Source organism: Bacteroides sp. HF-4919 (assembly GCF_018860125.1).
Genome location: NZ_JAHKNF010000004.1, coordinates 440,605 through 447,792, shown reverse-complemented (window position 1 = coordinate 447,792; position 7,188 = coordinate 440,605). Strand labels below are relative to the sequence as shown.

The 7,188-nt window shown below is 42.2% G+C and carries 5 protein-coding genes, 1 tRNA gene and 1 rRNA gene; 6 read left to right on the top strand and 1 reads right to left on the bottom strand.

The genetic code is table 11. The annotated features are described in order from the left end of the window. A 16S ribosomal RNA gene (locus KO473_RS09960) occupies positions 1-106 on the bottom strand; the annotation flags it as partial. 1,347 nt (positions 107-1,453) lie between these two features. On the opposite strand from KO473_RS09960, the gene KO473_RS09955 reads away from it, so the two are divergent. The 6 genes from KO473_RS09955 (at position 1,454) to KO473_RS09930 (ending at position 7,125) form a co-directional block, all read left to right on the top strand. After that, the gene (locus KO473_RS09955; protein WP_005782541.1) at positions 1,454-1,966 is read left to right on the top strand and encodes a ferritin-like domain-containing protein; all 513 of its coding nucleotides are present in this window, start codon (positions 1,454-1,456) and stop codon (positions 1,964-1,966) included. Between the two features lie 240 nt (positions 1,967-2,206). After that, positions 2,207-3,985 carry a signal peptide peptidase SppA gene (sppA, locus tag KO473_RS09950; protein ID WP_005807878.1) on the top strand — a complete coding sequence of 593 codons (1,779 nt, stop codon included), beginning with the start codon at positions 2,207-2,209 and terminating at the stop codon, positions 3,983-3,985. A gap of 8 nt (positions 3,986-3,993) precedes the next feature. Further along, positions 3,994-5,124, top strand: coding sequence for a tetraacyldisaccharide 4'-kinase (gene lpxK, locus KO473_RS09945; RefSeq protein ID WP_005821381.1), 1,131 nt, complete (start codon positions 3,994-3,996; stop codon positions 5,122-5,124). Then, positions 5,063-5,872, top strand: a complete 810-nt coding sequence (locus KO473_RS09940) for a purine-nucleoside phosphorylase (RefSeq protein ID WP_005821382.1) — start codon at positions 5,063-5,065, stop codon at positions 5,870-5,872. Before lpxK ends, KO473_RS09940 begins: the two co-directional genes overlap by 62 nt. A gap of 26 nt (positions 5,873-5,898) precedes the next feature. Next, positions 5,899-6,933 (top strand): thiamine-phosphate kinase, encoded by a 1,035-nt coding sequence (thiL, locus tag KO473_RS09935; RefSeq protein ID WP_005782550.1) that lies wholly within the window; start codon positions 5,899-5,901, stop codon positions 6,931-6,933. A 119-nt stretch (positions 6,934-7,052) separates the two neighbouring features. Beyond that, a tRNA-Phe gene (locus tag KO473_RS09930) sits at positions 7,053-7,125 on the top strand. Positions 7,126-7,188: the final 63 nt, after the last annotated feature.

Here is a 7,188-nt window from a genome sequence, read left to right as displayed (position 1 = left end):
CGGTCGCCAGCAAAGAAAGCAAGCTTTCTTCCTGATGCCCCTCGACTTGCATGTGTTAAGCCTGTAGCTAGCGTTCATCCTGAGCCAGGATCAAACTCTTCATTGTAAAAGTATTGTTATATATCCCGTAAGGGATAATATTAGCTCTGTTCAGGATGTCGAAAATTTATTGACGGTCATTTTTCATATACCTATATAATAAGTATTGACGGTTCTAAATTTACTTGTACTACTTGTATTGTTTATCAATTTTTCAAAGAACTCTTCTTTTCGATTGCGCTTCGTTTCAAAAGCGGGTGCAAAGGTAAAAGGTTTATTTTAAAACACCAAATGTTTTTGGAAGTTTTTTTTTAAAATGTTTTCCCGGTCTGTTCTCTGACTCTCTTAGCGAAAGGGAAAGGCACCGGAATAAACGCCTTTTATCGCGAATCGGACTGCAAAGATAACGAATTTTAATATTAAACTCCAAAGAAAAAGGAGATTATTTTGGTTATCCGTTAAGGCAATCAATACGCACTTGCAACATGTCAATTTCAATCGGCTCTCCCTCTCTTGGAAAGCGGGTGCAAAAGTACGCGATTTACCAATACAAGGCAAATATATAAGGAAGTTTTTTTTCATAAAAATATAAATTTAGATGTAAAGGACTGAGGGAGAGGCAGGTTTTAGAGCATACTTTAAAAAGAAGGGAAAAGGGAGGGCCAAGGGGACACATTATTATAATATATAGAGGGGGAATTTTCAGGAGATAAAGGAAAGGATATGTGCTACGAAAGGGAGGAGAACGAGTGTTTTGGGGTGGAATTGCGGAGAAAAATAGGGGATTTAACGGGAGCTTGACGGAATTTAAACGGGAGTTAAACAGAAAATACGGCGGTATTTTGACGGGAATTGAATGGGAATTGAATGGGAATTGAACGGAATCCAAACGTTAACATTGTTAATGCAGTTGGGGAGACATTTATTTTAGGGGCGGAAATAACAAAGCTTTTGCTTCGAAAAGACTTGTTATTTGAAGACAAAAGGCTTGATTTAACCCCCTGTTAAATCAAGTGACGGGAGGAGAAGAAACGAAAGAGAGAAAAGGATTGAGAATGAATACAATAGAGAGACAAGGGGTTATTTTTTTGAGAAAGAGATAAGTAGTGGGCCGAAAGGGATAGTTGCGATTAGAACAAGTATGGGTGCAGCGGATTTTCAAAAGTAAGGTTTGGAGCGGAAGCGGGAGGAGTGCAATTACAAAAGACAAGAGAATAGCAGGACAGGCACAAGTTAAAGAAAGAAAGTATCAAAGATTGGATCATAGATTAAGAATCGGACATAAAAAGAAAGCACGTCTTCAAATATCCCTAAAGCAAATGTCTTCCTGTTAAAATCACCCTTTCAGGAAACAAAATCCCCTGCCCCATGTTACTTAACCAACTTAATTTTTATAACCTAAACCAAAAGAATTATGGCTAAAGAAAGTGTAAAAATCCTGCAAGGAAAGCTCGATGTAAAAAGTTTGATTGATCAGCTGAATGCTGCATTATCTGAAGAATGGTTGGCATACTATCAATATTGGGTAGGTGCATTGGTAGTGGAAGGTGCTATGCGCGCAGACGTACAAGGTGAGTTCGAAGAACATGCTGAAGAAGAACGTCACCACGCACAATTGATAGCAGACCGAATCATCGAATTGGAAGGTGTTCCGGTACTCGATCCGAAAAAATGGTTTGAACTGGCCCGCTGCAAATACGATTCTCCAACAGCATTCGACTCTGTCAGCCTACTGAACCAAAACGTTTCTTCAGAGCGTTGCGCCATTCTCCGTTATCAGGAGATTGCCAACTTTACAAACGGTAAAGATTACACCACATGTGACATCGCCAAACATATCCTGGCTGAAGAAGAAGAGCATGAACAGGACTTACAGGATTATCTGACTGATATTGCCAGAATGAAAGAATCGTTTCTTAAGAAATAAATAATGGTTTCTTCAAGAATGGAAAGAGGGAATACTCCGTCCGGGTAGTTTCCTCTTTTTATTGTTACTCCTCACTGTAATAATCACCTTTCCTCTACTCCGCAGACATACCTAAATAATCATATTTTATGCACTCCGACCGTGACAAAACAAAAAACTATGCGACTTATGGGATGAATTTCAACTCAATTATTTATCTTTGTTAGCTTTAAAAAAGCTGGCATAAAAACAATATGTACAATGAAAGATTTCTTTAAATTTACGCTTGCTACATTGACCGGTATCGTACTATCGGGCATTGTTTTGTTTATCATCGGAATTGCGACGCTTGTCGGCATCATTTCGTCATCGGATACCGAAACAGTAGTGAAAAAAAATTCCGTAATGATGCTCGACTTAAAAGGCACATTGGTAGAGCGCACTCAAGAGAGTTTAGAAGGGCTATTGGGAAAATTCACCGGTGAAGCGGGCAACACATACGGACTGGACGACATATTAGCTTCAATCAAAAAAGCTAAAGAAAATGATAATATAAAAGGCATTTATATACAGGCTTCATGGCTGGATGCCCCTTATGCCTCATTACAGGCAATACGGACCGCTTTGGAAGATTTCAAGGAAAGTGGCAAATTCGTTGTAGCATACAGTGACAATTATACGCAGGGGCTTTATTACCTATCGAGTGTTGCCGACAAAGTAATGCTTAACCCTAAAGGCATGATTGAATGGCGAGGACTCGCTTCAGCTCCCATTTTCTACAAAGACCTATTACAGAAATTGGGAATTGAAATGCAGGTATTCAAGGTAGGTACTTACAAATCGGCTGTAGAACCGTTCACTTCAACCGAAATGTCTCCGGCCAATAAAGAGCAAGTTACGGCATTCATCGGTTCAACCTGGAACCAAATACTGGATGGTGTTTCGGCTTCACGCAAAATAGAAAAAGACTCACTGAATGCGTATGCAGATCGCATGCTTATGTTTTACCCATCGGACGAAAGCGTGAAATGCGGATTGGCCGATACCCTGATTTATCAGAATAACGTACGCAGCTATCTGAAAACACTTGTAAAAATCAACGAAGACGACCGCCTGCCGATATTAGGGCTCGATGATATGATCAACATCAAAAAGAGTGTACCTAAAGATAAAAGCGGTGATATTCTGGCTGTCTACTATGCATCCGGTGAAATAACTGACTATGACGGATCGGCGACATCCGACGAAGGAATTGTAGGGAGCAAAATGATTCGTGACCTGCGTAAGCTAAAAGAGGATGATAACGTAAAGGCAGTCGTACTGCGTGTTAATTCTCCGGGAGGAAGCGCATTTGCATCCGAACAGATCTGGCATGCCGTAAAAGAATTAAAAGCTAACAAACCAGTAATTGTTTCGATGGGTGACTATGCCGCATCCGGCGGATATTACATCTCTTGCGCAGCCGACAGCATCATAGCCGAGCCAACTACCTTAACCGGTTCTATCGGAATTTTCGGCATGATCCCGAACGTCAAAGGATTGACGGAAAAGATCGGACTAACATTTGACGTGGTAAAAACCAATAAATTTTCAGATTTCGGTAACCTGATGCGTCCTGTGAACGGTGATGAAAGAGCATTGCTGCAAATGATGATCAGCCAGGGATATGACCTGTTTGTAAGTCGTTGTGCCGAAGGTCGCCATATGACCAAAGAAGGTATTGAAAAAATAGCTGAAGGACGCGTATGGACCGGAGAAATGGCCAAAGGAATCGGACTGGTAGACGAACTGGGTGGAATCGACAAAGCACTGGAAATTGCAGCACGGAAAGCCGAATTGAAAGGCTATACCATTGTATCTTATCCTACCAAAAAGGATATTCTATCCACATTACTCGATGTCCAACCCAATAACTATGTAGAATCCCAAGTGCTGAAAAGCCAGTTAGGAGACTATTACAAGGATTTCAATCTATTAAGAAATATAAAAGAACGCGCCATGATTCAGGCACGTGTCCCGTTTGAACTGAATGTGAAATAGCGAACTACATGGAAGAAAGCTCTATTAAGATACATAAATGGCTATATCCCGTTTCATGGCTCTATGGAATGGGGGTAGCACTGAGAAATAAACTCTTTGACTGGGGTAAACTTCAGTCAAAGAGTTTTGACATTCCCGTGATTTGTATCGGGAATATCGCCGTGGGCGGCACAGGCAAAACACCGCACACAGAGTATCTGATAAAGCTGCTCCATCGCAACTTCCGGGTAGCCGTACTGAGCCGTGGATACAAGCGCCATACGAAAGGATTCATACTTTCAACAGCAGAGAGCAATGCTCGTAGCATTGGTGACGAACCCTATCAAATAAAATCGAAGTTTTCCGACATACGAGTTGCAGTGGACGAAGACCGTTGTCATGGTATCGAAAAATTGCTCACATTGCAAGAGCCTTCTATCGAAGTTATCTTACTGGATGATGCATTCCAACACCGATATGTGAAAGCGGGACTGAATATTCTTCTGACAGATTATCATCGCCTGTTCTGTGACGATGCTTTAATGCCTGCCGGACGTTTACGGGAATCTACCCGGGGGAAAAACAGGGCACAAATAGTCATTGTAACCAAATGTCCGCCGGATATCAAGCCTATCGATCATAATATCATCGCAAAACGGTTGAATCTATTCCCCTATCAACAACTTTATTTCTCGTCATTCCGATACGGCAAATTACAAGCGGTCTTTCCTGTTTGTACTGCCGTAAGAGAAAGGGAACTATCGTCCTTGCAAGCAGATGAACAGATACTAGTGATAACCGGAATCGCGTCTCCGGATGCTATCATCCGGGAACTGGAAATGTATACACGGAACATCGACCTACTCGCTTTTGACGATCACCATAGCTTCAGCCAGCGAGACATGTCGCTAATTAAAGAGAAGTTCGGTAATTTGAAAGAAGGACGGCGTCTGATTATCACTACCGAGAAAGATGCCACCCGTCTGATAGACCATCGGGCACTGGATGCAGAACTAAAACCATTTATTTATGCCCTGCCCATCGAAGTAGAAATATTACAAAATCAACAAGATAATTTTAACCAACACATTATTGGCTATGTTAGAGAAAATACAAGAAACGGCAGCCTTCCTGAAAGGGAAGATGCACACAAGCCCTGAGACAGCAATCATTCTGGGAACCGGACTTGGCAGTTTGGCAAATGAAATTACTGAAAAGTATGAAATAAAGTATGAGGATATTCCCAACTTTCCGGTGTCTACCGTAGAAGGACATAGCGGAAAACTGATTTTCGGTAAACTCGGCAATAAAGAAATCATGGCGATGCAAGGCCGCTTCCATTACTACGAGGGGTACTCCATGAAAGAAGTGACTTTTCCGGTACGTGTGATGCGTGAGCTGGGCATCAAAACTTTATTTGTATCCAATGCCAGTGGCGGTACTAATCCCGACTTTGAAATCGGAGACCTGATGATTATTACCGACCACATAAATTATTTCCCCGAACATCCCCTACGGGGTAAAAACATTCCGTATGGGCCGCGTTTTCCGGATATGAGTGAAGCCTACGACAAAGAACTGATACGCAAGGCAGATGCTATTGCAGCAGAAAAAGGTATTAAAGTGCAACATGGCATATACATCGGTACACAGGGTCCAACATTCGAAACACCGGCTGAATACAAGTTGTTTCATATCTTGGGTGCCGATGCAGTAGGTATGTCTACTGTCCCCGAAGTAATTGTTGCCAACCATTGTGGCATTAAGGTATTCGGTATATCAGTAGTGACTGATCTCGGAGTAGAAGGCAAGATTGTAGAAGTATCACACGAAGAGGTTCAGAAAGCAGCCGACGCTGCCCAACCGAAGATAACCACCATTATGCGTGAGCTGATAAACCGTGCATAGATACTTTTTTTCATAAACTAAGATATATGAGAACAGAAATAGCAACCTTGGGTGAGTTCGGTCTGATCAAGCACCTCACCGAAGGAATTAAATTAGAAAACGAATCGAGCAAATATGGTGTGGGTGACGATGCCGCCGTCCTCTCCTATCCTGCCGATAAGCAGGTATTGGTCACCACCGACCTGTTAATGGAAGGGGTACATTTTGACTTGACTTACACACCGTTGAAACATTTGGGTTACAAAGCCGCTGTTGTCAACTTCTCCGACATCTATGCGATGAACGGGACACCGAAGCAGATCACAGTTTCACTTGCCCTCTCCAAACGCTTCAGCGTGGAAGATATGGATGAATTTTATGCCGGTCTCCGTTTGGCGTGTCAGCAATACAAGGTGGATATCGTAGGTGGTGACACTACTTCTTCCTTGACAGGATTTGCAATCAGCATCACCTGCATTGGTGAGTCAGATAAGGATAAAGTAGTTTACCGCAACGGTGCTAAGGACACCGATCTGATTTGCGTCAGTGGTGACTTAGGTGCGGCCTATATGGGGTTGCAACTGTTAGAGCGTGAAAAAGCGGTCTTTAAAGGTGAACAGGATGCTCAGCCGGATTTCTCCGGAAAAGAGTATTTGTTGGAACGTCAGCTCAAACCCGAAGCCCGCAAAGACATTATTGAGAAACTGGCTACTGCAAATATCGTCCCGACTTCAATGATGGACATTTCTGACGGTCTTTCCTCGGAACTATTGCATATTTGCACTCAAAGTAAGGCAGGTTGCCGCGTCTACGAGGAACACATCCCCATTGATTATCAAACAGCTGTTATGGCAGAAGAGTTCAACATGAATCTCACCACATGTGCTATGAATGGCGGTGAAGATTATGAACTGCTTTTCACCGTTCCTATTGCCGATCACGAAAAGATATCGGAAATGGAAGGTGTTCGTTTGATCGGTCACATCACAAAGCCCGAATTAGGCTGTGCACTTATCACACGCGATGGCCAGGAATTCGAGCTAAAAGCTCAGGGATGGAATCCGCTACAAGAGAATAAATAAAAAAGTTCAGTAATAAGAACACTGATAATAAGCAATATAGCTTTTTATCAGTGTTTTTTATTGTGCTAAGATTTGCAGAATTAAAAACTTTCACTACCTTTGCAACCGCAAACAAGAAAGGTGCCATAGCTCAGTTGGTAGAGCAAAGGACTGAAAATCCTTGTGTCCCCGGTTCGATTCCTGGTGGCACCACTTTTTAAGAAAGAAAAACGATGTAAATCCCTGAATTTCAAAGAAGTTCGGGGATTTTTCTTT

Bases quoted from the DNA above. Each gene is read 5' to 3' on its own strand.
- sppA (WP_005807878.1), top strand. From the start codon at position 2,207: ATGAAAGATTTCTTTAAATTTACGCTTGCTACATTGACCGGTATCGTA.
- thiL (WP_005782550.1), top strand. From the start codon at position 5,899: ATGAGAACAGAAATAGCAACCTTGGGTGAGTTCGGTCTGATCAAGCAC.
- KO473_RS09940 (WP_005821382.1), top strand. From the start codon at position 5,063: ATGTTAGAGAAAATACAAGAAACGGCAGCCTTCCTGAAAGGGAAGATG.
- lpxK (WP_005821381.1), top strand. From the start codon at position 3,994: ATGGAAGAAAGCTCTATTAAGATACATAAATGGCTATATCCCGTTTCA.
- KO473_RS09955 (WP_005782541.1), top strand. From the start codon at position 1,454: ATGGCTAAAGAAAGTGTAAAAATCCTGCAAGGAAAGCTCGATGTAAAA.